Raw genomic sequence first — 23,822 nt, forward strand, 5'->3', positions numbered from 1 at the left:
TGGAAATATACAGGAAATTGTATATTTGCAACATTGTAACAAAAATTGCCCGCACCTTCCACGATAAGAAAGATCATCACCGGCCTGTTACTGGCCGTATTTGCATTTGGCATTACGCCAAAGCGCACCCTGCATAATCTTATTGCAACACACAAGGATGGTAAGCTTGCGGTATCGGACAAAAGCTGCGATGATACGGTTCTCAGCAAAGCTGCTTTTAATTGCCAGTGCGATAACCTGGTGGTTGAATCGCCTTTTGTGCCCGAAGTTGCCGGGATAGCGGTTGTTGCACCGGAGCATCCTGCCGTTTACCGGCCTGCATTTTCGCAGGATGTGCATATTGCGCCTTATTTCTCCTTCAGCTTACGCGGTCCGCCGGCCCTTGCCTGATCATTTCCGCGTTTCGGCGCGTGTTTTGCATTTTATTTTATCATCCATTGTTAATGGCGCAGCTGCGCTGTTAATTCAATCATAGCATTTATGAAATCACTGATCGGCAGCCGACGGCTCTTTCTTTTTACACTATTTGCATCACTGGCCGGGGGCGTTTTTGCATTGCCCCCTACCGAGGCCAATTCTTTTCTGAGCGGAAAAGTGTTTGACGATAAAACAGGCCATCCCCTGGCAGGCGCGGTGGTTTACATTCACGAAGCCAAGACCGGCACGGTTACCGATTCTGCCGGGCATTATAAAACGCCCAGCGTTCCCGTGGGCAGGTACCTGGTGGAAGTGTCTTTTGAAGGATATACTTCCATTCTTGAAACAATAGAGATCACCGGCAACCGCACAAGGGAATTTCGCCTTAAGCAAACCTATGCGGAAAGCGATGCCGTAACGGTTACCGGTATTGCATCGGCCATCAAAACAAAACAATCCGCGCAGCCGGTGTCCATTCTCAAACGCAGCGACCTGATGCAGACAAGTTCCACGAATATCATCGATGCCGTTGCCAAAGCGGTGCCGGGGGTATCGAGTTTGTCCACGGGTCCGGCCATTTCCAAACCGGTGATCCGCGGATTGGGATATAACCGGGTGGTAACCGTTCACGACGGTGTGCGGCAGGAAGGGCAGCAATGGGGCGATGAACACGGTATTGAAGTGGATGAATACAGCGTACAGAAAGTGGAAGTGCTCAAAGGTCCCGCCTCGCTGCTGTATGGAAGCGATGCCATGGCCGGGGTAATACACCTGATCACCAATGTACCCGTGGAACAGGGAACGGTGAAAGGCAACCTGATGGGCAGTTTTATCGGCAACAATAACCTGTACGGGAGCAATGCCAATATCGCCGGTCACCTGCAGAACGGCTTTAACTGGAATGTATACGGTACGGCCAAATCGGCCGGCGACTACCGCAACAAATACGATGGTAAAGTGTTCAACAGCCGTTTCAACGAAAAGAATATCGGGGGTTATTTCGGATGGAACAAATCATGGGGCTACAGCCATGTGCTGATCAGTCGCTTTGACCAGACAATCGGTGTGGTGGAGGGAACGCGTGATCCGGCTACCGGCGGATTTATTGTTTTTGGCGAAACACCTTACGAACACACCGCCACCAGCGATGACCTGAACAGCCGGAATGTGTTTACGCCTAAACAGCATATCACCCATTTCAAGATCGCCAGCGATAACAATATTTCCCTTGGTGCCGACAGGCTCGCTTTCAATATTGGCTTCCAGCGCAACCAGCGCAGGGAAATGGGCGACCCGGAACATCCCAACACACCCGGTTTGTTTTTTGACCTGCAGACCCTTACCTACAGCCTTCAGTACCAGTTTGGCGACAGGCACGGGTGGAAGACATCGACGGGAATCAGCGGTATGTACCAGCAGAACCGCAACCTTGCCGGGGAAGTGCTGATACCCGAATACAACCAGTTCGATATCGGCGCATTTGTGTACACCAAGAAAACATTTCACGATAACCTTACCCTTAGCGGCGGTATCCGCGCCGATCAGCGCAGCCTTAACAGTATGTTTTATACCGAGGGCGGTGTTGCGCGGTTCGCGTCTTTCCGTAAAACATTCGGCAATATCAGCGGAAGCCTGGGATTGAGTTATAACGCCAGCGATGCTGTTACACTGAAGCTGAATCTTTCACGCGGCTACCGCGCGCCGAGCGTAAGCGAACTGGCCAGCAACGGCGCACACGAAGGAACCAACCGCTATGAGTACGGCGATAACAACCTGAAAACGGAGACCTCTATGCAGGCCGATGCCGGCGTGGAGATCAATACACCGCATATCAGTTTTGCGCTGAACGGATTTTATAACCATATCAGCAACTATATTTTTTACAGCAAACTCGAATCGGCCACCGGAGGCGATTCAATGGTGAATGTAGGCGGCACGGATATCACCGCCTTTACTTTCCGCCAGGCGGCGGCGTCGCTGGCAGGGTTTGAAATGAAGCTGGACCTGCACCCGCATCCGCTGGACTGGCTGCATTTTGAAAATACTTTTTCGCTGGTTGCCGGGCAGTTCAGCCGGCGTTTTGAAGGGAGCAACAGACTTCCTTTTATGCCCGCACCCAGGCTGCAAAGCGAGCTGCGCGGCAATTTCAACAAAGCGGGTAAAGGCGTAAAGAACCTGTATGCCAAAATTGAAATGGATATCATCGGCACGCAGAACCGCATCTTCACGGCATACCATACAGAAACACCCACGGCAGGCTATACCCTTTTTCACGCAGGTATCGGTGCAGACATTACGAACCGCAGTGGCAGAACGGTATTCGGTATCAACCTGGCCCTCAATAATTTTACCGATGCAGCTTACCAGGATCACCTGAGCAGGCTGAAATACACCGATGTAAACGCCGTTACCGGCAGACGCGGCGTATTCAATATGGGCCGAAGTTTCAGTGTGAAGCTGAATGTGCCGCTGGAGTGGAGGGTGAAGAATAATTAGTGGATTGGCGGATTATGGATTAGCGGATTTTGAATTGTTGGTCTGCGCCTTGGAGGGGGAAAGCGTTTTTACCGCAGAGGCGCAGAGGGTGCGCAGAGAGGAAATAATCCGCCAATCCGTCATCCACGCATCCGTAATCCTCACCAGTTCACGATCAGTTTTGCGGCTATGTTTCTTCCTATGTTATAAATGCCTGAGCGGTTGTTGGGCGACTGCTGGTAGTATTCGAAGTATTTGAGACGGTTCTGGTGCGACTGATAGGCAACATCGAACAGGTTATTGGCGGTGATGCTCAGGCTGCAGAAGGGATTCCCTTTTTTATTCCTGAAGCTGATGCCCGCACCGATATTTACGAGTGCATAGCCGGGTGTTGCTGTTTCGGTATTGTCCACAGCGTAGAAACGGTTCTGTGTGGCATAGGTTTCCAGCTCCGTTTGTAGGAAACAGTCTTCGATCCGTGGTTGCTGATCGATCAGCGTAATGCGCAAGCGGCTTGCGGTGCGGAATGCGGGGATCAGGGGAAGATATTTTGCGTCGTCTCCCAATAATTTCAGGGATGATTTGTCGGTGTTGATACCGTTGATCATTGCCATGTTCTGCTGCAGGTGAAACCATTTCCATACCCGCGGATGAATTATCCAGCCAGCCTCCGCCCCGTATATCCTGGCGCTTCCCTGGAGGTACTGGTAGGTAAAATTACCGGGCACCATCTCCAATGGTTGTCCGTTAGGAGCGAATAATTTCTGCAGGAATATATAATTGCTGATGGCATTGTTGAACAACTCGAGGTTAATGTCCGCATCGGGATAATTCAGGAACAGACCCAGGTCTGCCTGCCAGTTGAACTCGGGACTGAAGTTTCTGTTACCGATATAATAAATGCGCGCACCGGGATCGAGCCCGTCGGAGCCGATCTCGGGAATGGAGGGACAGCGGTATCCACGCGCAATATTGGCTTTGATGGTAAGGGCACCGGAAGCATTATATACAAAGCCCAGGCTTCCCGATGCACCACTGAAGTTTTTCCGGTAGGATGGAAAATTGTGTGTGGCATTCAGTGTATCCGGGAACCTGACCTGTTGGATAAAACCGGTTCCCGAATTACGCGTATAAAAATCCGCCCATCGTATATCCCTTGAGTCGATACGGATACCACCCGTGATCACCCATTTTTTGAAATCTTTTTTTGCGACCAGGTAGGAGCCGATATCGAACAGGTTGTAATCGGGGATAGGGAAATCGGTGGCATCAAGGTTACGGTTATCCTGGTACATGCCATTCACCCCATAGGTAAGCCTGAAGCCGCTCCATTCAGGAAAGGCATATTTCAGTTCGTAGTTGTAAGTGTTGAGTTGTATATCCAGTCCGGGCTGATAGGTGGCGGTAGGGTGGTTGTACTCCCTTCTCCTGTTCTGCTGAAATCCGATCAATGTGCTTAATTCGCTGTTGCCTACCTGCCAGCTGCTTTTGTGGTACAGTCTTGTATGCTGTATATGCTGGTGCAGCGACGAAATGGAATAGGTAAACAGCCTGGACGCAGGCACCAGTGGCCGGCTACGGATATCGTCCGTTGCCGGTTCCTGCACCTGGTAGGTAAATAACCGCGTCAGCGAGTCGCGACTGCCATCGGGAATTTCCTGCAGGTTGTTGTAGAGATTGAACTGGATATAGTTTTTGCTTTTTGGTTTTTCAAGACCGGCCAGCGCGGAAAAATTCCTTTCAGTAAAACCGGTGTTATACACACGCCCATCAACCGCATTGCGGTAGTTACCTGCCTGTTTATCGGAAAAACGCCCGCTCCACATAAAGCCATTTCTTTTGTACTGCAATGAGGCCGTGCCGCCAATCAGTCCGTTGTTGGACTGGTATTCGATAAGTGCATCCCCATGCAGTTTTGCGTCGTTTATTGCCGGAAGACCGGGTATAAGGTTAACCACGCCTGCAATGGCATCCGAGCCATACATCAGGCTGGCGGGTCCTTTCACGATCTCGGCCTTCGCCACACCGTACTGGTCGATCTCCACACCATGTTCATCGCCCCATTGCTGTCCCTCCTGTCTTAACCCGTCGTACAAAGTAAGCACACGCGTATAACCAAGGCCGCGTATCAGTGGTTTGCTGATATTGGGTCCGGTGGTGATGGCGCTGATACCGGGCACGGTTTTAAGCACTGCGTCGATCACGTTCGAACTGGTATTGCGGTTCATTTCTTTTTGCGATACGATAGCGATGGACACAGGCGTGCGTTTGATCCTGGTAGCGGTTGCCACGGCGGTAACCACCACCTGTTCCAGCTCTGTTTCCGTTGGGGAAAGTAAAAAGTCTGCAGTGCCCGGCAGCCTGATCTCCCGCGTGAGATCGAAGTAACCTGTATGCGATATACGGATCGTGTGTTTTCCCGCCGCGCCAGTCATAACAAACACCCCGTTGCTGTCTGCAGCCATGTGATTGGCGGTGCCGGTAAACGAAACGGAGGCGGGAAGCACCCTGCCCGTTTTCCTGTCTTTGACCAGACCGGTGAACACACTGTCCTGGGCATATGCCGTTATCGCTGCCATTCCCATCCCCGCCAGCACTATAAGAATTCTGATTGCCAAAATAAAAATTTAGGCAAATCTAAAAAATAAATTCCTGAGAAAGGAAATATTTTTTCGGCTGGGTTTGGCGCGCTGGCTGTCAGTAGCCTTTCAGTAACCGGAAATAGACCGAGTCTTTCTGCTGTTCCGGCAGGTTGCGCTGGTATTGCAGCAGCGCATTTTCCCATTCGCCGTAGGTGGCGTTGGGCAGAACGATAAACCGGCGTCCCCATTCGGCGCGGGCGGTATCGGTTTCCAGGAACCGCTGCCGTATATCCGCTTTTTCAAATGCCCGGGCAAAATCGTTCAGGTTATCGCCAAGCAGCATCACAATCCGGTGTGTCTGCTGCACGGTTTGCCTGCGGCTTTCTTTGGAGGAGGTATTTTGCAAAAGCAGCATATGTTCCCTGTCGGCATCGGGAAACCGCAGTTTCTGCAGGTTGCGTATCGTGCTTTCCGTTTCCGAAGTATCGCGGTTGCTGATATAAAAGATGCTGATTCCCCTGTCTTTGGCAAAACGAAGGAATTCCGAGGCGCCGGGCACTTCGGTTGCCGCGGAGAGATCCGTCCAGCGTTTCCAGTCCGCCTGCGAATAGGATTTGCCTTCTTTCAGCAGCTGTGCCTCGCTGTAGCTGTTATCGAGCAGGGTTTCGTCGATATCGGTTACGATGGCCAGTCGCCCGCGGCGTTTTTTCTTTACCCGGGCAATTCTTTCGGTGGCGATATTGAAAGCCTGGTAACAAAGCGCCCGGTATTCGGCGGCATACTGCTGCCAGAGTACGGGCAGCAGCTTCCGGTCGTTCCTGAAAACCGGTTTTGGTTCCTGTGCTGCGGCAGACAGGATCAGGAGGGAAAGCGCGGAGGCGAGGATTGCTTTCATGCGGCTTGGTTTGCTGCAAAAGTAGCCCGTTTTGCCACGGGTAAATAAATTGCGGGGAGCTTTGTATATTAGGGAATGGATATTTCGATCAACACACCTGCTTTGTTGTTTCCGGCCATCAGCCTGGTGATGCTGGCGTATACCAACCGGTTCCTGGCACTGTCTAACCGGGTGAGAAGCCTGCACGATAAATACCAGAACCACGAACAGAAACTGATTATCCACGGCCAGATCAAGAACCTGCGTTACCGTTTAAAGCTGATCAAGAACATGCAGGCCCTGGGCGTGATCTCGTTCCTTGGCAGTATCCTCAGTATGTACCTGATGTTCCTGGAAAAGCCCGACCTGGCATCGGTTATCTTCTCCATCGCCCTCCTGTGTTTCGCTGCCTCGCTCTGTCTCTCTTTTCTCGAGATCCGGCTCAGCACCAGGGCCCTCGAACTGGAGCTCAGCGACATGGAAGGCCTCGAAGACCCCTCGGTGCTGGACTACCTGAAGCGGAAATTTGAAAGGGAGTGAAGGGTAATTTGAAAATTTGGGAATTTGACAATTTGAAAATGGTGATAGGGTTAAATGGCTGTATTGCTAAATGGCTGTATTGTTAAACGGTTATGCGATTGAGGAGGCCAACAGTTTAGCAATACAGCCATTTAACCATTCAACCATCCCTCATTTTCAAATTGTCAAATTCCCAAATTCTCAGATGATCAAACCGCCGCAAGCATTTTCCTCTCCCCGATCTGCTGCCTCCACATGGCGTAGTAGAGTCCTTTTTCGGCGAGGAGGTCGTAGTGGTTGCCGGTTTCCACCACCTGGCCTTTTTCGAGTACATAGATCTTGTCTGCATGCATAATGGTGCTGAGACGGTGGGCGATCATTACGGTGATCTGCTCTTTTTCGAGCGAAATATTGCGGATGGTGTTGGTTATCTCTTCTTCCGTAATACTGTCGAGCGCGGAAGTGGCTTCATCAAATATCAGCAGGTGGGGATGGCGCAGCAGCGCACGCGCGATCGACAGTCTTTGTTTTTCACCCCCGCTGAGTTTCAGTCCGCCCTCGCCGATCATGGTATCGATCCCTTTTTCTGCACGGCTGAGCAGGTTGGTGCAGCTGGCTTTTTTCAGTGCTTCCAGCATATCGTCCTCAGTGGCATCGGGATATACAAAACTCAGGTTCTCACGGATCGTTCCGGCAAACAGCTGGGTGTCCTGTGTTACAAAACCTATCTGGTTGCGCAGTTCGTCGAAGCTGATATCGCTGCCGTTGATGCTGTTGTAGTAAATACCGCCCTGCTGCGGACGGTACAGTCCCACCAGCAATTTTACCAGCGTGCTTTTTCCCGCACCGCTTGGCCCTACGAATGCGATGGTCTCGCCTTTCTTTACATCGAAACTGATGCCATCGAGGGCCTTGAATTGTGCCGTGGTATGTTTGAAAGCCACATCCCTGAATTCCAGTTCCGCGATCGCGCCAACGGATCTGGGATGAGAAGGAGTGGGCTCCACTTTTTTCTCCATCAGCGTATGGAAGTTCATGATAGACGCTTCCGCCTCGCGATAGCTCATTATGATGCTGCCGATCTCCTGCAGCGGACCAAAAATAAAGAAGCTGTAAAACTGCAGCGTGATCAGTTCACCCACCGTAAGCACATTGCGGAAGATGAGCCAGAGCAGGATAAAGCTTACCAGCTGCCTGAGAAAGTTGACCATCGTACCCTGTATGAAGCTTAAGGCGCGTATGCTTTTTACTTTGCGCAGTTCAAGGTCGAGTATTTTGTAGGTATTGGTGTTGAGGCGTTTTACCTCCTGGTCGGTCAGGCCCAGGCTTTTGACGAGTTCGATGTTGCGTAAACTTTCGGTGGTGGATCCCGCCAGCGCCGTGGTTTCCTTCACGATCTTTTTCTGGATCACTTTGATCTTTTTGCTCAGCAGGTTGGTTACCACGCCAATCACCAGCGCACCACCCATATAGGTGGGAACGATGCTCCAGTGTTTCTGCATGGCGTATATGCATACGAATACCAGTCCCACCAGGATCATGAACAGTACATTGATAAAATAGCCGATGAATTTTTCGGTGTCCGCCCGCACTTTTGTCAGGATCGATAAGGTTTCGCCGCTTCGCTGGTCTTCAAATTCCTGGTAAGGCAGGCGCATGGAATGCTGTAACCCGTCTGTAAATATTTTGGCGCCGAATTTCTGTACGATCACATTCACCACATAATCCTGGAATGCCTTGGCGATACGGCTTACCATGGCGGTGCCCACCAGCATCAGCAATAATTTGATCACACCCGTTGTAAAATCCTGTCCTGACCTGGGTATCAGTCCGGCCTTATCCTCCGTAAAAGGATGGGTGGCAAAATTGTCGAGGATCTTACCAAAGATCAGCGGATCGAACAGCGAGAAGGTCTGGTTAACAGCCGCCAGCAGCAGCGCCAGCAAAACAAGACCACGGTAGGGTTTGAGGTATTGAAGGAGAAGTTTCATGTAATTTGAAAATTTGGGAATTTGAAAATTTGAAAATGAGGCAGGTGGTTGAACTGAGCTGAACGAGCATGATGCCCATTTTCAAATTGCCGAACTTTCAAATTTTCAAATTGTCGTCAATTTCCGTACAAATTCCCGAAATCTGACAAAGTTTCCGGGGGTGGGGGTAATTGTTGTTAAGCTGCTTATTTTTACCGGCAGGTATGAAGAAAGTACTGGTGGATATGCATCGGCTGAAATACAATCCGTTCAACGGGTTGTACAGCGTTACCGTTAACCTGGGCAAGGCCCTTGCCGCCTTGCCGCACGGGGAGCTGGCGCTGTACTATTACCTGCCAAAAAAAGACTTCGGCTTTTTTGGCAATACGGTCAGGTATACCGGGCATCGCTCTATCGACAAGTTTTATATGCCCGGCACCGGCAAATACGATCTCTGGCATATCACCACCCAGTTATCCTGGTACCGGCCGTTTAACCGGCGCACAAAAGTGATCTATACCCTGTATGATTTCAGTTACCTGATAGAAGATGCAGCCAATATAAAGAGGAACAGCAGGTTGCTGAAGGAAACGCAGCAGCGGATAGACCGGGCGGATTATATAACGGGTATTTCGCAGTTTGCCATCGATGAAGCGCATAAACACCTGGACCTGCGTGGCAAGCCTACCCAGGCCATACCGCTTGGCTGCACCATCAAAAGTTTTCCGGACTTTGACGCACCGAAATACATACCGGCAAAACCGTTCCTGTTCACCATCGGTCTGGTTCAACCCCGAAAGAATTTTCATGTACTTCCACCGTTACTGCTGGATAACGATTATGAACTGGTTATTGCAGGACTGAATGAGTTCGGATATGGAAACGAAGTGGCGGAAGCCGCCAAACGCTTCGGTGTTTCAGACAGGGTAAAGCTGATCGGACCTGTGAGCGAGGAAGAGAAGGACTGGTACTATCGCCATTGCGAGGCGTTTTTATTTCCCTCCTATGCCGAAGGGTTCGGACTGCCGATCATTGAAGCGATGTACCATGGGAAGCCGGTGTTCAGCTCGGATCGCACAAGTTTACCCGAGGTGGGCGGTGATGCGGCCTATTATTTTCATGATTTTGCCCCCGAGGCCATGCGCGGGGTTTTTCAACAGGGAATGGCACATTACGATGCAGTGAAGCCGGTTGAAAAGATCAGGCAGCAGGCAGCCAAATTCAGCTGGGAGAATTGTGCACGCGAGTATTTATATTTATACGGAATGGTCTAAAAAGCAAAGCATGTCGATAGCCAAGTATACGCAACTGGTCAGGCATATCAAAAACTGGCCATTGTATTTCAAAAGGGTACATAAGCAAAATAACACGGCACGTTATATTACAAGAGGTGTTCCCATTCAATTCGATGTGCCTCCCAGGTTTTATGAGGTTTTCCGGGAGGTGTTTATGGAAGATTTTTATAAGATAAACGACCTGGTGCGGCATTTGCCCGCCAAACCCACCATAGTTGATATCGGGGGAAATGTGGGGTATTTTTCCACGCTGATTGCATCAAAAAAAGCAGATGCCAGGATAGTTGCTTTTGAACCTATGAAGGAGAATGCCGCAGTCTTTCAATCCAACCTGTCTTTGAATAAGGGACTTGAAAACCGTATTCAATTGCATAATGCGGCCATAACCGGAAACTATAATGGAACGATCCGGATATTCTTTGATGTGGAATCAGAAAATTCTGTCATAGCATCTGTGATGGATGATTTCTCAACATTGAACACCGCTTCCCGTGAAGTGGCTGCCCTGTCCGTTGAGGAAGCATGTAAACGTTACTCAATAAACCAGATCGATTTGCTGAAACTCGATTGCGAAGGCAGCGAGTACCCCATTTTATATGAAATGCCCGGTCATGTGTTTGACAGGATCAAAACGATCGCGATCGAATCCCATGATCTCGACGAAGGGGAAAGAAATACCGGGGCACTGAAAAAATTTCTTGAAGCAAAAGGGTTCAGCGTGGATAGTGCCGTTGCGGAGAACAACTGTTATTACCTTAAAGCCTGGAGGCCATGAATTCTGTAAGCCGATTTCTGCAAAAGCAGAAGGACCCGGAGAAATATAAAAGCGATCGTTTTCTGCGAAAGGCAGGCGCGATCAGATTTCCCGGGTTGCCTGCAGATGAAAAAGCGGAAATACATTTCAAACACAGCGGTAACTGCGGCGATATTATCTATGCAATACCTGCCATGCTGGCCATTGCCAAAGGTCGCCCTGTTCATTTGCATTTGAACATCAACCAGCCCGGGAATTACGGACGCAACAAGCATCCACTGGGAAATGTGATGCTGAATGAAAAAATGGCGGAGATGCTGCGGCCGCTGCTGCTTAGCCAGGCGGGTGTCAAAACCTGCGATACCTGGTCGGGACAGGAGATCGATGTCGACCTCGACTATATCAGAAAGTATCCTTTTATGCTGAACCGCGGCAATATTGCACGGTGGTATTTTTTGGTGTTCGGTGTTTTTTTCGACCTGTCGCAGCCCTGGCTGGATGTAAGTCACGGCACCGGGTTGGAGAAAACGATCATCGTTGCCAGAAGCCAGCGGTACCATGCACCGGGTATCCGTTATGATTTCCTGAATGCGTATGATGATGTACGTTTTGTAGGCATAGAGGCCGAGTACGAGGATATCAGGAAGCAGGTCAGCAACATACGTTATTGTCCCGTAAATAATTTTCTGGAACTGGCGCGGATCATCGCCGGCAGCGGTTTGTTTATCGGAAACCAGTCGTTCCCTTTTTCCATAGCAGAAGCCATAAAAGCCAACCGCCTGCTGGAATGGTATTTTCAGACGCCTAACGTAAACGTTCAGGGGCCGGGAGGATTTGATTTTTGTTTCCAGGAAAATTTCGAACGACTTGTAAGAGAACGGTATAACAAATAGCCGGTATACTCGGGTTAATTCCCGCAGATCACCGGAGAAGGATATAATTCTTATAATCAAACGGCCGGTTGCCCGTCCATTTTTCCATAAGATCCTTGAAGCGGTCTTTCAGACTGAATTTATTATAGGAGAGATCGTAATCGAATTGCCAGTTCATGCGTTGTATCCTTTCCCGCATTACTTCGGGGTGTGTACCGGGGAATTTTTCCAGTGAATCTATCTGTGAATAGTCAAAATCGCCTGAATGGGCGGTGAGAAATGCTTCATCAACCTGGTCGCCGCCCCAGTAATTGCCGAAATTCCGTTTTTTATCCATCATGATCTTTGGCGGGCGCACCCAGCCGTAATGGTATATGTATGCATCCACCGCCTTCACCCTCAGTTTTTCATCATTCCCTTTGCGGAAACCCTGCGCATCGCGGTAAGAATAAATGGATGGGTCATGCCGCAGGATCCTGATCTCATTGCGGTACCATTTTGATGAGGAAGCGGTATAGTCAAATGAACCGTAAAAATGTTTGTATCTGAACAGCAGTCCATCCACTTCCGCGTTGTCTTTCCATCGCAGCATGGCTTCTTTTACAACGGGAATATATTGTTCGTGCAGCACTTCATCTCCCTGTATGTAAAAACACCAGTCGGGTTTGCCTTCAATGGCATGCAAAGCTTTGTTGGTCTCGTCGGCCAGCACGGCGCCACCTTCCCGAAGCGCCGGGCTCCATACAGTATCGATGATCCGGATCTTTGGGTCGATAGAAGATACCAGCGCTCTTGTTTCATCAGCTGAATCCCCTGCTGCCACCACTATTTCATCGCAAAGCGGCAGTATCGACCGGATGGCTTCCACGATGGGATAATCGAACTTTATCGCATTCTTGATAAAACTGAAGCCGGTCACTTTCATACGGCAAAGATAATCCGGTTGTCGTTGAGGAGTGGCAATCGGCAATTGACAATCTGAAATCGGCAATCGCAATTGCCCGCTTATCCACGCCTGTTAATAATAATATCATCCGAAACCCGCGCAAACAAAAGATTTCCTTGGTAAATTACACAAACCCATTAACGTATGCGCTGGAGAAAATTCAACGGCGAAACCATTCAACTGCCGATCAAAGATGCAGTTGAAGACGCCATCAAAAGGGAGACCGCCAACGGTACCCGCCTCAAGGTCTGCATCGGAACCGATAGCCAGGTAAAAGGCGAGGACACCGAATTTGCCACGGTAATTGTGTTCCTGCGGGAGCACAACGGCGGATTCATGTACATCCACAACGAAAAAACAAAACAGAAGTACCACATCAAGGAAAGAATGCTGGTAGAGGTTGCCAAAAGCATCGAGATCGCCTATGAGCTGTGCAATCTTTTTATCCAGTACCAGGTTGATATGGAAGTGCATGCCGATATCAACACCAACCCGCAATTCAAAAGCAACGATGCCCTGCGCGAAGCGATGGGGTATATACTCGGTATGGGCTTTGCCTTCAAAGCCAAACCCGAGGCGTTTGCCAGCAGCTGCTGCGCGGATAAGGTGGTGAACTAGGTTGAATGGTTGTATTGTTAAAACTGTTTAATGGCCGGTTGATGTGTACAAGGCCATATAACATGAGACAATTAAACCATTTATCTATCCGTAATAGAATTTGTTTCCGAGATATACTGCAGCAATTCCTCCCTGCCGGCAGCTTTCTCGGCGCTGGTAACAAAGAACCTGGGCAGGAACTGCCAGGTCTCTCGCATTTTTTCTGCGAATGCTTTTACATTCCGGTCAACCACTCCGGGCTTTTCTTTGTCTGATTTTGTAAAAACGACGGAGAACGGCACTTCCCATTCGCCAAGCTGGCTGATGAATTCAATATCTATTTTCTGGGGTTCATGGCGACTGTCGATCAGCACAAATACCTGCAGCAGGTTTTGCCGTTTACGCAAATAGCCTTCGATCATCTGCTCCCATTTTCTGCGTTCTGTCAGTGAACGTTTGGCATATCCATAACCGGGAAGATCTACCAGGAACCATTTTTCCCTGGGCGATCTGGCGCTGCGGCTGCTTTCCACTTCAAAATGATTGATCAACTGGGTTTTTCCCGGCGTGGCCGAGGTCTTCGCCAGGCTTCGTTGTTTGGTGAGCATATTGATCAGCGAAGACTTACCCACATTGCTTCTGCCGATAAACGCATACTCGGGCTTATCCGCTTTAGGGCACTGGCTAACCAGGGCGGAGGAAATAAGGTACCGTGCAGATTTGATCTCCATCAGACAAAGATAAAGAACGGAGAAGGGGAATGATGCATATTGAACAGGGAATATCGAATGCCGGTTGGGGAGAACGTTTTTTATGCGTCCGGCCGGAATGCAATATTCCCTGTTCCTCTGTTCAGGTGTATGTGTTTAAATCAGCACATTACCGGTCATCTCCTTTGGTATGGGTAACCCCATCATGGTAAGTATGGTAGGAGCCATATCGCCGAGTTTGCCGCTTTTTACGGTTCCTTTCCATTCCTTGTCTATCACAAAGAACGGAACAGGATTCAATGTATGTGCGGTGTTCGGGGATCCGTCTGCATTGATCATGTAATCGGAATTGCCATGATCTGCCGTAAGAAAGATCGTATAACCATGCTCAAGGGCCGCCGTCACCACGCGCTTTACACAGGCATCCACTGTTTCAGCCGCTTTTATCGCCGCCTGGAAAACGCCGGTGTGTCCAACCATATCTGTATTGGCGTAGTTCAGTACAATAAAATCGGCGGTCTCCTGTTCTATTTCCGGAATAAGTTTGTCGGTGATCTCCACCGCGCTCATTTCGGGCTGAAGGTCATAAGTGGCCACTTTGGGTGAGGGAACCAGTATCCGGCTTTCTCCCGCAAAAGGCTCTTCGCGTCCGCCGCTGAAGAAAAAGGTAACATGCGGGTACTTTTCGGTTTCGGCAATACGGATCTGCTTTTTGCCCGCATCGGCAATCACTTCGCCAATGGTATTGGTAAGGTTATCGTTTTCAAAGATCACATGCACATGGCGGAACTTGTGATCATACAGGGTCATGGTGGTATAATCGAGATTGAGTTTGTGCATGCCGAAATCGGGATAGTCCTGCTGCGTCAGCACTTCCGAGATCTCGCGGCAGCGATCGGTGCGGAAATTGAAGCAAAGCACCACATCTCCGTCTCTGATGGCGGCAACCGGCTGGCCCGATGGCGTAAGGATCACGGTTGGTTTGATGAATTCGTCGGTGATATTGGCTCCGTAAGACTGTTTGACGGCGGCTATGGCATCCGGTGCGGTAGCGCCTTCGGCTTTTACCAGGCAGTCGTAGGCCAGTTTCACGCGCTCCCATCTTTTATCACGGTCCATCGCATAATACCTGCCGCTTACCGTAGCAATCTTTCCCACGGATGAATTGAGGTGGTTTTGCAGATCGGTCATAAAACCGAGCCCGCTTTTGGGATCGGTATCGCGGCCATCGGTAAATGCATGAATATATACTTCTGTTAAACCTTCGTTTTTGCAGATATCACAGAGGGCTTCCAGGTGCCTGATATGCGAGTGCACCCCACCATCGCTCACCAGCCCTAACAGGTGCAGCGGTTTGTTGTTGTTTTTTGCGAGGTGTATGGCCGCTAACAGTTGTTCATTTTTTGCCAGCTCACCGGACCGTACGGCTACATTGATGCGTTCCAGCTCCTGGTATACGATGCGGCCCGCGCCAAGGTTCAGGTGGCCTACCTCGCTGTTGCCCATTTGTCCTTCGGGTAATCCAACCACTTCGCCGCAGGTGATCAGCGTGGTATTGGGATAGGTTTTGTATAACGAACTCACAAAAGGAACATGGGCGTTCTGGATGGCGTCAGCGGATTTTACCCTGCCAAGGCCCCATCCATCCATAATGATCAGGATTGCTTTTTTACTCATGAGGTAAAATTACTGCATTTCAGTTTGCCCGATACCCGTTAACTTTAACAATCCATTACCACAGCAACCAAAACTGGCATGTTTTTGGGAGACCTGTGGTCAGAAAATGCGTGTTATGAAAAAGATATGTTTATTGATCGCAATGGCCATGGGTTTTCTTTCGTTCACACCCCAGAGTGATACAGAGGTGATCGTACAGGCATTCAAAAGCGGGAATGCAACGGAAGTGTCAAAGTATTTCGACGATTATATCGATATCAAACTCCTCGATAAAGCCGAAGTAAAGAACCTGAGCCGTAACCAGGGCAGTATTATGCTGAAATCTTTCTTTGATGAAAACACCATCAAAGGTTTTGACAAAGCGTCTGAGCGCGAGGTGGGCAACACCATGTACATGACCGGTAAACTGAATGGTACCGGCAAATCGTTCGGCGTTACCATACTGTTAAAGGCAAAAGACGGTAAACACCAGATCATCTCGGTGCGTATCAGTTAAGCGCCGGTTAAAATATTTTTCCCGAAGACCCCGCAATTGCGGGGTCTTTTGTTGTTTTGCAGTATGAAATCTTTCGACGAACAACTGGCGCATCTTGTCAGCGAAGCCCTGCAGGAAGACCTGGGCGATGGGGATCACTCCACGCTGAGCAGCATACCTGCCGGAAAAAAAGGGAAAGCGGTACTTAAGATCAAGCAGGCGGGTATACTGGCCGGTCTTGCCGTTGCCGAAAAAATATTTCGCATGGTAGAGCCGGCGGTTGTTTTTACCCCGCATAAAAAAGACGGCGATTCCATGCTGCCCGGCGAAACGGCGTTTGGGGTAGAGGCCACCATTCATACCATACTCAGCTGCGAACGCCTGGTACTGAATTGTATGCAGCGCATGAGCGGTATTGCCACGCTGACACACCGCTATACGGAAAAACTGAAAGGCTGCCATACCCGCTTACTCGATACCCGAAAGACTACGCCCAATTTCCGGCTGCTCGAAAAAGAAGCCGTGCGTATCGGCGGCGGCGTTAATCACCGTTTCGGGTTATACGATATGATCATGCTGAAGGATAACCATATCGATTATTGCGGGGGCCTGGAGCCGGCCATCAATGCGGCATACGCCTATGCCGTCAGGATGGAACAACCGTTGAAGATAGAAGTGGAAACACGCAGCCTCGATGATGTAAGAAAAGTATGCGAGATCGGCCAGGGAAAGGTTTTCCGCATCATGCTCGATAACTTTACAACCGCGCAGGTTGCCGAGGCGCTGCTGCTCATCAACCATGCGTTTGAAACAGAAGCCAGCGGCGGCATCCATCTCGATACCATCGAAGCATATGCCGCAACAGGTGTTGATTATGTAAGTGTGGGCGGACTGATTCACCAGGCCCAAAGTCTTGACCTGAGTCTGAAGGCCGTTTTAGTATAATATCCCGATAAGATCATGAGCAAGAAAAATAAGCCCGATACGAATGGCTTTGTATTCAGTACCAATCCAGATTTCCGCTTTGAACCGGAACCCGATGCGGTGCAGGAAACCCTGGCGCCCGCCCGGCAGCCGCTGCGCATCCGCCTCGACACCAAACAGCGCGCTGGTAAGGCAGTAACGCTGGTAACGGGTTTTGCAGGTACGACAGACGACCTGGAAGCCCTGGGTAAAAAACTAAAGAACACCTGCGGAACCGGGGGAGCCGTAAAAGACGGCGAGATCATCATCCAGGGCGACCAGCGTGAGAAGGTAATGCAGTGGCTGCAAAAGAACGGTTATGGGTTGGCCAGGAAAATATAGGTTCTGAAAAAGATTTTAGCCTTTGAAATGGCCGGTTTTATGGCTGCCATCGCAATAAGGCTTGTTGGCAGACGCGCCGCAACGGCACAATGCGGTCTTTCCCTGCCGGGTTTCCGTATCGCCATTGCTGTGCCGTATCCGGCAGTCTGTGGTAATGATGATCGGGCCGTCCGGCTGAACCTCCACACCAAGCACAGGGGCAATTGTTTCTGGCTGAACAGGCATCTCGTTTCCTGTTTCCTTATTCAGGTAATAAGTTAAAGCACCGCTGGGACATTGCTTTACCTGCTCGATGATCCTGTCGGTAGGTTCCGCGCCCATATCTATCCAGGGCCGTTTGGCGGGATTGAAAACCGATAACAGGCCTTTCCAGCAGATACGGCTGTGGATGCAGGTATCGGGTTTCCATACCACCGTTACCTCGTTATTGGTGTAATTATGCTTGGTTACCGGCACGGGATAAAATTTAAAATGGTCAATTACGATCGCCTGTTGAAAATAAGAAATTGACCGGCTATTTACAGGCGTTGTGTAAAAGCGACCGTTTGAAAAAAATCAATAATCTATTTCAAGCTTCAGTCTTTCCTTCAGTTCACGGATCAGCGGGTATTGCCGGGCGATGTGTTCAAATTTCTGCTTGCTGTTCAAACGCATATGAATAGGCACATCTTCTTTTTCCGAAGCTTCCACCAGCACATCAAAAGCGATGGCCCGGTTGCTGAACGCTTTTTGCAGGTGATCCAGCAGCACCATGCGTTCCTGCTCGATAAAATTCTGGGAGATCACCGTGGAAACCGTTGCCGTAAAACGCACTTCGTTCTCGATGACCAGCCTGGCCGTTTTAAAAGTGCCTACAGAAGAATGCTTCGCCTGTTTTTCGAGGATGGCGATATAACTGTCCCAGGTAACCGCGAGTTTCTCCATCGACAGCAACTCCGCCTCTGCCACTTCCTGTATCTCGTACTGGTTGCCATACCTGGTGCGCAGCGTATCAAGCAGACTGTTCTTTTTGCCATTACCGGCAGCGGAGTGCCTGGGTGCCTGGGTGGCTGCCGGCATCACCGGCGGCGGCATATCCGCTGCTGGTTTTATCCTGGGCTGCGCAGCCGGTTCAGGCTGAACGACCGGCTGTTCGATGTATAATTTGGCCGCGGTTTTTTGCTTTGAGGGGGTAGCCATAAACTGAACAGGCTGCACTTCTTTTGTGCGGAAGGCTACCGGTCCGTCAATTCGTTTTTTTTTACTGACGGTGCCATTGGCCGATGAAAGATCGATGGCCTGCTGCAGAAAATTAAGTTTGATCAGTGTCAGCTCCACATGCAGCCGCTTGTTGCGAGCCATTTTGTAATTGATCTCCGCCTCGTTCAAAATATTCAGTGCGCTGACCAGGTACGAAAAACTGATTTTCCGGGCTGTTTCGGTGTATTTGTCCTGCATGCCTTCCACCGCTTCCAGCAGTGATGCGGATTTGGCGTCTCTGCAGACAAGCAGGTTGCGAATGAATTCTGCAAAGCCATTCAGCACCAGGTCGCCTTCAAATCCTTTTCGGTTGATCTCGTCGTAAAGCAGCATGGCCGCCGCCATATCCTGCTGCTGCATGGCTTCGAGCAGTTTGAAATAATAGTCTTCATCCAGTATGTTCAGGTGCTCCAGTGTGTTCTGGTAGCTCACGCTGCCATTGGTAAAACTGACGATTTTATCCAGTATGCTCAGCGAATCCCGCATGCAGCCTTCGCTTTTCTGGGCAATTACCTGCAGGGCGGCTTTCTCCGCCTGTATGCCTTCTTTTTCTACGATTTCCTGCAGGTGCAGTACCGTATCGTTGTTGGTGATGCGTTTGAAATCGAATATCTGGCAGCGGCTGAGTATAGTGGGGAGGATCTTGTGTTTTTCCGTTGTGGCCAGTATGAAAATTGCGTAGGAGGGCGGCTCTTCCAGTGTTTTCAGGAATGCGTTAAAGGCACTGGCGCTGAGCATGTGCACCTCATCCACGATGTATACCTTGTATTTACCCGCCTGCGGCGCAAAACGCACCTGTTCCACCAGCGAACGGATATCGTCTACAGAGTTGTTACTGGCAGCATCCAGCTCATGGATATTGAGCGAAGTGCCGGCATCGAAAGAAACGCAGCTCTGGCAGGTATTGCAGGCTTCACCTTCTTCTGTGGGATTGGTGCAATTGATCGTTTTGGCAAGGATACGGGCACAGGTGGTCTTGCCAACGCCTCTTGGTCCGCAAAACAGGAAAGCATGCGCCAGCTGGTTGTTGCGGATGGCGTTTTTCAGGGTGGTGGTGATATGCGACTGCCCAACCACGGTATTGAAATTCTGTGGCCTGTACTTACGCGCCGAAACGATGAATTTGTTCTCCATATCCGGAACGCAATATAGCGATAAGCCGTTAGCCGCCGGTGCGGCCAACCGCCGTGTGAACAAATTATTTCCGGCCTCTGCAAAGCCTATTTGTACTCCATTACCGGGTGTCTTTCAAACGGCCTGCTGCGGTCAAACAGGTAACGGAACGTAACCATGCGACGGCTTTGTTTGGCATTAAGGTTTTTGTAGATATTGATCATCTTGGGGTTCCAGTCGCCGGCCCAGCCCATTTCGTATTGGTCATACCAGCCTTTGAACTGGATCAGCAGCGCGCTCTGGTAGATCATGAAACTGTCAACCCCAAGCGCCTGGAATTTGGGAACCACGCCAAAGGCAAGACCCGTAAGCCGTTTGTTGTAGCCGGTCCATTTCATCCATACCAGTTTCAGTTTCTGCCACCAGCCGAATTGCCCGTTAAAATGTTTGAAATACTGGTTTACATCGGGGATATTGATGAACATGGCAATGGGATCCTGCTTGTAATAGGCAAACCATACCGCGCGTTCGTCCATAATAGGTTTCATGGTCCTGAACAATTTGATCACCTGCTCTTTGGTGATCTCCTTGCCTTCTCCGTGCTGCGCCCAGGCTGCATTGTATACCGTGGCAAAATCGCCCGCATATGTAACCAGGTCGGACAGTTTGATGTGTTTGGCCACATAATCGGGCTTGCTGGCAAATTTGGCATGACGTTCAGGATAACGCTCCGGCAGGGGATCGTCTACCTTCATGCTATAGTAATACTGGTTATAATAATTCTGAAAACCGTAGTCACTGAACAACTGCTCGTAATACGCCGGGTTGAACGACATACCGTACATCGGCTCGTCATCAAAGCCTTCCACCATCAGTCCCCACCATTTGTCCCGGTCGCCAAAATTGATGGGACCGTCCATTGCCTCCATGCCTTTTGCCGCCAGCCATTCTTTTGCGGTATCGAACAGGGCATTGGCCGCAGCCTGGTCATTGATGCTGTCAAAAAAGCCAATCCCCCCTGTGGAGAATCCGGTGCCCTTGTTGATGTATTTGGAATTGGTGAATGCGGCAATACGCCCGGTCAGGTTACCCTTATCGTCTTTTGCGAGCCACCGCTTTGCTTCGCCGTATTGGAAGAGTTTGTTTTTTGCAGGATCGAATACTGCATTCACCTCGTGATCGAGCGGACGGATATAATGGGGATTGCCCCGGTTCATAAGCGCGTTCACTTTCACAAAATCCTTTGCATCGGCGGCGCTGGTTACTTCGGTGATCTTCATAGCAAACGAATGTAAGAAATTATACAGATCGCCTGCCGGTCAGCAATACGGCGGCAACCATACCGGCCGTTTCCGTGCGAAGTCTTGTGTTGCCGAGGCCAACCGGAACAAACCCATGGGCTTTGGCCAGCGCTATTTCATCCGGTGTAAAATCGCCTTCGGGGCCAACCAGTAGCTGTGTTTCGCGGGAATATTGCATGCGGATGATTTCCTGTTTTCCGGCGTCTTCTTCGCAATGCGCTACCAGTTTCTGCGGCCATCTGCTGGTGCTAACCAGCTGCTGAACCGCAACAGGCTCGTGCAGCACCGGTAACCAGCACTGCTGGCTCTGAAGCATCGCCGATGCCAGTATGCCCTGCATCCGCTCTGTTTTGAAACGATGGTGTTCTGTACGTGCACAGATCAGCGGCTGTATATCGGTTACGCCGATCTCGGTGGCTTTTTCAAGAAACCATTCCAGCCGGGTGACATTTTTCAGCAGGGAAATGGCGATGGAAATTTTTTCAGTCGGCGCCGCCACCTGCTTCGCGGTATGCACCAGCACCACGGCTTTTTTTTTATCCTCGCTGACAATGGTGGCCTGGCATTGCAGTCCTTTGCCGTTTGTCAGCAACAGCTCTTCGCCCGTCTTCATGCGCAGCACCTGTATGCAGTGTTTGCTGGTTTCCTCGCTCAGCGTAATATGCGGAGAATCCGTGTGTATCGTAGGTTCGTAAAAAAAAGCTAACATCGGTCGTCTTTATCTGATCTGCCTCTGCGTAAAAAATGATCCGCCAATCCGCTAATCCAAAATCCGCCCATCCTAAAACGGCGCATCGTTCTCAAATCCCTCGTCAAAATCGCCACCGTTCATCTTGCTGCCTTTCTGAATAAATAAACGGCTGCTGTCGCCACCACCGCCTGCAGCCGGAGGCGCCGATGGGGTAACCGGTTTCCAGCTTCCGCCCAGTCCGCCGGGCAGCCCGCCGTTATCATCCCATTCTTCAAATTTCTGTATCTCCAGTTTGGCCCTCAGTTTTATCGTTTCAAGCGAGCCGTTACGGTGTTTGGCAATACGGATATGCGTTTCACCATGGGTGCTTTCGCCGTGTTCGTTGTTCATTACCTCGTAGTATTCGGGACGGTAAATGAACATTACCATATCGGCATCCTGTTCAATGGCACCCGATTCGCGCAGATCGCTCAACTGCGGCATCTTGCTTTCTTTACGCGTTTCCACGGCACGGCTTAACTGGCTGAGCGCAATGATCGGTACACTCAATTCCTTGGCAAGTGCTTTCAGGTTACGCGAAATGCTGCTGATCTCCTGTTCACGGTTGCTGCTTTTATCACCGCTGCCGCTCATCAATTGCAGGTAGTCGATGATGATAACGCCCACATGGTGTTTGTTTACCAGCCGCCTGGCTTTGGCGCGGAACTCGAAAATGTTCAGCGCGGCCGTATCGTCGATAAAAATAGGTGCCACTTCCAGTTTTTTAATACCCTTGCTCAGCAGCTGCTCGTACTCGTAATTCTCGAGCTTGCCGCGGCTGATCTTTTCCATCTTGATCTCGCTTTCTGCACTTAGGATACGCTGCACCAGCTGCGAAGCGCTCATCTCAAGCGAAAAGAACCCGACCGGGATGGGTTTGGTGGGATGCAGCGCGGCATTTCTTGCCAGGTTCAGCGCAAAAGCCGTTTTACCCACCGAAGGACGGGCGGCCAGGATGATCAGGTCGGTGGGCTGCCATCCGTAAGTGATTCGGTCCAGGGTGGGGAAGCCGCTCGGAACACCGGAAATATCCTCGGTCTTGGTACGCAGTTCGTCGATACGGTTAATGGTCTTGGCCAGTACGCTTGTAATATCCTCGAAATTCTTTTTCAGGTAGTTGTTCGTAATGTTGAACATCTTGGTCTCGCTGTCGTCGAGCAGGTCAAAAACATCGGTGCTGTCTTCATAGGCATCGCCGATGATCTCGCCGCTGATCCGTATCAGTTCACGCTGTATGAATTTCTGCAATACGATCCTTGCATGCGCTTCTATATTGGCGGTGGATACCACCGAATTGGTGAGCTTGGTTACATAATAGGGTCCGCCAGCCGCATCCAGCTGTTCGCGGAACTTCAGTTCTTCCACCACGGTAAGGATATCGATGGGCATGCTTTTCTGCTGCAGACCCTGCATGGCCCTGAAAATATGCTGGTGGGCCTCCACATAAAAACATTCGGGTTTGATGATCTCCGTTACCGTATCAAAAGCGCTTTTTTCCAGCATGATGGCGCCCAGCACCGCCTCCTCCAGCTCCTTGGCCTGGGGCGGCACTTTGCCATATACCATGGTGCTAAGGTCTATCGAGGTCTTCCTTCTTTTTCGGTCTTTATTCAGGCTGGTCAGATCCATGTTCGGTGCTTCAGTTTGCTTTGGGTTAGGTAAAGTTGCTTCTTCCTGTCTATCGCGATCCCGTGTTACGAAATTGTTACCAGCCAGGTAAGGGGGAGCGAATATAAGGTCAGGAAAAATGCTTCGGGGAATTTTTTCCGGCAAATTTGCTCCACAGGTTATCCATGCTTCATTCACAGCAAAACCCATGCTGTTCACACAAATTACTATGGTTATCCCCCAAATGCAAAAGTTTTCAGACCATAACCGGCATTAATTAACAGGTTGTGTGCAGAAAGATTTTCCGGGAAAAATGCAGGGAAAACGGGAGGATGTTGTAATTGATGCCAGGGGCCTCTGGCG

The 23,822-nt window shown here is 50.1% G+C and carries 21 protein-coding genes; 10 read left to right on the forward strand and 11 right to left on the reverse strand.

Features of this window, described 5'->3' with window-relative positions:
- The first annotated feature begins 45 nt into the window (after positions 1 to 45).
- Together GWC94_RS02175 and GWC94_RS02180 are read left to right on the forward strand one after the other, a co-directional pair.
- The gene (locus GWC94_RS02175; RefSeq protein WP_161833354.1) at positions 46 to 390 is read left to right on the forward strand and encodes a hypothetical protein; all 345 of its coding nucleotides are present in this window, start codon (positions 46 to 48) and stop codon (positions 388 to 390) included.
- 90 nt (positions 391 to 480) lie between these two features.
- Complete coding sequence (locus GWC94_RS02180) at positions 481 to 2,913, forward strand: TonB-dependent receptor (protein WP_161833355.1); 2,433 nt, start codon at positions 481 to 483, stop codon at positions 2,911 to 2,913.
- Between the two features lie 140 nt (positions 2,914 to 3,053).
- Here the strand turns inward: GWC94_RS02180 and GWC94_RS02185 are convergent, their stop codons facing one another.
- Positions 3,054 to 5,510: a TonB-dependent receptor gene (locus GWC94_RS02185; RefSeq protein WP_202628606.1), complete on the reverse strand. Its 2,457-nt coding sequence runs from the start codon at positions 5,508 to 5,510 to the stop codon at positions 3,054 to 3,056.
- Positions 5,511 to 5,589: 79 nt separating this feature from the next.
- Entirely contained in the window at positions 5,590 to 6,369 is a 780-nt protein-coding gene (locus GWC94_RS02190) for a 5'-nucleotidase, lipoprotein e(P4) family (RefSeq protein WP_161833356.1), read from the reverse strand.
- A gap of 75 nt (positions 6,370 to 6,444) precedes the next feature.
- On the opposite strand from GWC94_RS02190, the gene GWC94_RS02195 reads away from it, so the two are divergent.
- Positions 6,445 to 6,888, forward strand: coding sequence for a DUF2721 domain-containing protein (locus tag GWC94_RS02195; protein WP_161833357.1), 444 nt, complete (start codon positions 6,445 to 6,447; stop codon positions 6,886 to 6,888).
- 188 nt (positions 6,889 to 7,076) lie between these two features.
- Here GWC94_RS02195 and GWC94_RS02200 read toward each other — a convergent pair whose 3' ends face one another.
- Entirely contained in the window at positions 7,077 to 8,858 is a 1,782-nt protein-coding gene (locus tag GWC94_RS02200) for an ABC transporter ATP-binding protein (protein ID WP_161833358.1), read from the reverse strand.
- A gap of 203 nt (positions 8,859 to 9,061) precedes the next feature.
- Between GWC94_RS02200 and GWC94_RS02205 the strand changes: the two genes are divergently transcribed.
- Genes GWC94_RS02205 through GWC94_RS02215 form a run of 3 tightly spaced genes read left to right on the forward strand, consistent with a single transcriptional unit; the run spans position 9,062 to position 11,779 of the window.
- Complete coding sequence (locus GWC94_RS02205; RefSeq protein WP_161833359.1) at positions 9,062 to 10,111, forward strand: glycosyltransferase family 4 protein; 1,050 nt, start codon at positions 9,062 to 9,064, stop codon at positions 10,109 to 10,111.
- Positions 10,112 to 10,121: 10 nt separating this feature from the next.
- The gene (locus tag GWC94_RS02210; protein WP_161833360.1) at positions 10,122 to 10,907 is read left to right on the forward strand and encodes an FkbM family methyltransferase; all 786 of its coding nucleotides are present in this window, start codon (positions 10,122 to 10,124) and stop codon (positions 10,905 to 10,907) included.
- Positions 10,904 to 11,779 (forward strand): hypothetical protein, encoded by an 876-nt coding sequence (locus GWC94_RS02215; RefSeq protein WP_161833361.1) that lies wholly within the window; start codon positions 10,904 to 10,906, stop codon positions 11,777 to 11,779. The genes GWC94_RS02210 and GWC94_RS02215 overlap by 4 nt, the downstream gene beginning before the upstream one ends.
- Before the next feature lie 28 nt (positions 11,780 to 11,807).
- Here GWC94_RS02215 and GWC94_RS02220 read toward each other — a convergent pair whose 3' ends face one another.
- Positions 11,808 to 12,683, reverse strand: coding sequence for a glycosyltransferase family protein (locus GWC94_RS02220; RefSeq protein WP_161833362.1), 876 nt, complete (start codon positions 12,681 to 12,683; stop codon positions 11,808 to 11,810).
- Positions 12,684 to 12,848: 165 nt separating this feature from the next.
- Here GWC94_RS02220 and GWC94_RS02225 point away from each other — a divergent pair, with 165 nt between their 5' ends.
- Positions 12,849 to 13,322 (forward strand): ribonuclease H-like YkuK family protein, encoded by a 474-nt coding sequence (locus GWC94_RS02225; RefSeq protein WP_161833363.1) that lies wholly within the window; start codon positions 12,849 to 12,851, stop codon positions 13,320 to 13,322.
- Between the two features lie 80 nt (positions 13,323 to 13,402).
- Here GWC94_RS02225 and yihA read toward each other — a convergent pair whose 3' ends face one another.
- Together yihA and gpmI are read right to left on the reverse strand one after the other, a co-directional pair.
- On the reverse strand, positions 13,403 to 14,032 hold the full coding sequence (yihA, locus tag GWC94_RS02230) for a ribosome biogenesis GTP-binding protein YihA/YsxC (protein ID WP_161833364.1): 630 nt from the start codon (positions 14,030 to 14,032) through the stop codon (positions 13,403 to 13,405).
- A gap of 135 nt (positions 14,033 to 14,167) precedes the next feature.
- Positions 14,168 to 15,688, reverse strand: coding sequence for a 2,3-bisphosphoglycerate-independent phosphoglycerate mutase (gene gpmI, locus GWC94_RS02235; RefSeq protein ID WP_161833365.1), 1,521 nt, complete (start codon positions 15,686 to 15,688; stop codon positions 14,168 to 14,170).
- Between the two features lie 115 nt (positions 15,689 to 15,803).
- Here gpmI and GWC94_RS02240 point away from each other — a divergent pair, with 115 nt between their 5' ends.
- From GWC94_RS02240 to GWC94_RS02250, 3 genes are all read left to right on the forward strand, one after another.
- Positions 15,804 to 16,184 carry a DUF4783 domain-containing protein gene (locus GWC94_RS02240; protein WP_161833366.1) on the forward strand — a complete coding sequence of 127 codons (381 nt, stop codon included), beginning with the start codon at positions 15,804 to 15,806 and terminating at the stop codon, positions 16,182 to 16,184.
- Positions 16,185 to 16,247: 63 nt separating this feature from the next.
- A complete protein-coding gene (nadC, locus tag GWC94_RS02245) occupies positions 16,248 to 17,108 on the forward strand; it encodes a carboxylating nicotinate-nucleotide diphosphorylase (protein WP_161833367.1) in 861 nt (286 codons plus the stop codon).
- Between the two features lie 15 nt (positions 17,109 to 17,123).
- Positions 17,124 to 17,468, forward strand: a complete 345-nt coding sequence (locus GWC94_RS02250) for a translation initiation factor (RefSeq protein ID WP_161833368.1) — start codon at positions 17,124 to 17,126, stop codon at positions 17,466 to 17,468.
- A gap of 15 nt (positions 17,469 to 17,483) precedes the next feature.
- On the opposite strand, the gene GWC94_RS16980 is transcribed toward GWC94_RS02250, so the two are convergent.
- From GWC94_RS16980 to dnaB, 5 genes are all read right to left on the reverse strand, one after another.
- The gene (locus GWC94_RS16980) at positions 17,484 to 17,924 is read right to left on the reverse strand and encodes a (4Fe-4S)-binding protein (RefSeq protein WP_161833369.1); all 441 of its coding nucleotides are present in this window, start codon (positions 17,922 to 17,924) and stop codon (positions 17,484 to 17,486) included.
- A 99-nt stretch (positions 17,925 to 18,023) separates the two neighbouring features.
- Positions 18,024 to 19,841 carry a DNA polymerase III subunit gamma/tau gene (locus GWC94_RS02260; RefSeq protein WP_161833370.1) on the reverse strand — a complete coding sequence of 606 codons (1,818 nt, stop codon included), beginning with the start codon at positions 19,839 to 19,841 and terminating at the stop codon, positions 18,024 to 18,026.
- An 86-nt stretch (positions 19,842 to 19,927) separates the two neighbouring features.
- Positions 19,928 to 21,100, reverse strand: a complete 1,173-nt coding sequence (locus GWC94_RS02265; RefSeq protein ID WP_161833371.1) for a hypothetical protein — start codon at positions 21,098 to 21,100, stop codon at positions 19,928 to 19,930.
- A gap of 19 nt (positions 21,101 to 21,119) precedes the next feature.
- Entirely contained in the window at positions 21,120 to 21,830 is a 711-nt protein-coding gene (locus tag GWC94_RS02270; protein ID WP_161833372.1) for an RsmE family RNA methyltransferase, read from the reverse strand.
- A 72-nt stretch (positions 21,831 to 21,902) separates the two neighbouring features.
- On the reverse strand, positions 21,903 to 23,480 hold the full coding sequence (dnaB, locus tag GWC94_RS02275) for a replicative DNA helicase (RefSeq protein ID WP_161833373.1): 1,578 nt from the start codon (positions 23,478 to 23,480) through the stop codon (positions 21,903 to 21,905).
- Between the last annotated feature and the right edge of the window lie 342 nt (positions 23,481 to 23,822).

Source organism: Sediminibacterium soli, from assembly GCF_009939225.1.
GTDB classification, from domain to species: Bacteria; Bacteroidota; Bacteroidia; order Chitinophagales; family Chitinophagaceae; genus Sediminibacterium; species Sediminibacterium soli.

What these genes read in the sequence shown, in the direction of transcription:
- GWC94_RS02180 (WP_161833355.1), top strand. Translation starts at nt 481, where the DNA reads ATGAAATCACTGATCGGCAGCCGACGGCTCTTTCTTTTTACACTATTT.
- GWC94_RS02190 (WP_161833356.1), bottom strand. Translation starts at nt 6,369, where the DNA reads ATGAAAGCAATCCTCGCCTCCGCGCTTTCCCTCCTGATCCTGTCTGCC.
- GWC94_RS02195 (WP_161833357.1), top strand. Translation starts at nt 6,445, where the DNA reads ATGGATATTTCGATCAACACACCTGCTTTGTTGTTTCCGGCCATCAGC.
- GWC94_RS02200 (WP_161833358.1), bottom strand. Translation starts at nt 8,858, where the DNA reads ATGAAACTTCTCCTTCAATACCTCAAACCCTACCGTGGTCTTGTTTTG.
- GWC94_RS02205 (WP_161833359.1), top strand. Translation starts at nt 9,062, where the DNA reads ATGAAGAAAGTACTGGTGGATATGCATCGGCTGAAATACAATCCGTTC.
- GWC94_RS02210 (WP_161833360.1), top strand. Translation starts at nt 10,122, where the DNA reads ATGTCGATAGCCAAGTATACGCAACTGGTCAGGCATATCAAAAACTGG.
- GWC94_RS02215 (WP_161833361.1), top strand. Translation starts at nt 10,904, where the DNA reads ATGAATTCTGTAAGCCGATTTCTGCAAAAGCAGAAGGACCCGGAGAAA.
- GWC94_RS02220 (WP_161833362.1), bottom strand. Translation starts at nt 12,683, where the DNA reads ATGAAAGTGACCGGCTTCAGTTTTATCAAGAATGCGATAAAGTTCGAT.
- GWC94_RS02225 (WP_161833363.1), top strand. Translation starts at nt 12,849, where the DNA reads ATGCGCTGGAGAAAATTCAACGGCGAAACCATTCAACTGCCGATCAAA.
- yihA (WP_161833364.1), bottom strand. Translation starts at nt 14,032, where the DNA reads ATGGAGATCAAATCTGCACGGTACCTTATTTCCTCCGCCCTGGTTAGC.
- gpmI (WP_161833365.1), bottom strand. Translation starts at nt 15,688, where the DNA reads ATGAGTAAAAAAGCAATCCTGATCATTATGGATGGATGGGGCCTTGGC.
- GWC94_RS02240 (WP_161833366.1), top strand. Translation starts at nt 15,804, where the DNA reads ATGAAAAAGATATGTTTATTGATCGCAATGGCCATGGGTTTTCTTTCG.
- nadC (WP_161833367.1), top strand. Translation starts at nt 16,248, where the DNA reads ATGAAATCTTTCGACGAACAACTGGCGCATCTTGTCAGCGAAGCCCTG.
- GWC94_RS02250 (WP_161833368.1), top strand. Translation starts at nt 17,124, where the DNA reads ATGAGCAAGAAAAATAAGCCCGATACGAATGGCTTTGTATTCAGTACC.
- GWC94_RS02260 (WP_161833370.1), bottom strand. Translation starts at nt 19,841, where the DNA reads ATGGAGAACAAATTCATCGTTTCGGCGCGTAAGTACAGGCCACAGAAT.
- GWC94_RS02265 (WP_161833371.1), bottom strand. Translation starts at nt 21,100, where the DNA reads ATGAAGATCACCGAAGTAACCAGCGCCGCCGATGCAAAGGATTTTGTG.
- GWC94_RS02270 (WP_161833372.1), bottom strand. Translation starts at nt 21,830, where the DNA reads ATGTTAGCTTTTTTTTACGAACCTACGATACACACGGATTCTCCGCAT.
- dnaB (WP_161833373.1), bottom strand. Translation starts at nt 23,480, where the DNA reads ATGGATCTGACCAGCCTGAATAAAGACCGAAAAAGAAGGAAGACCTCG.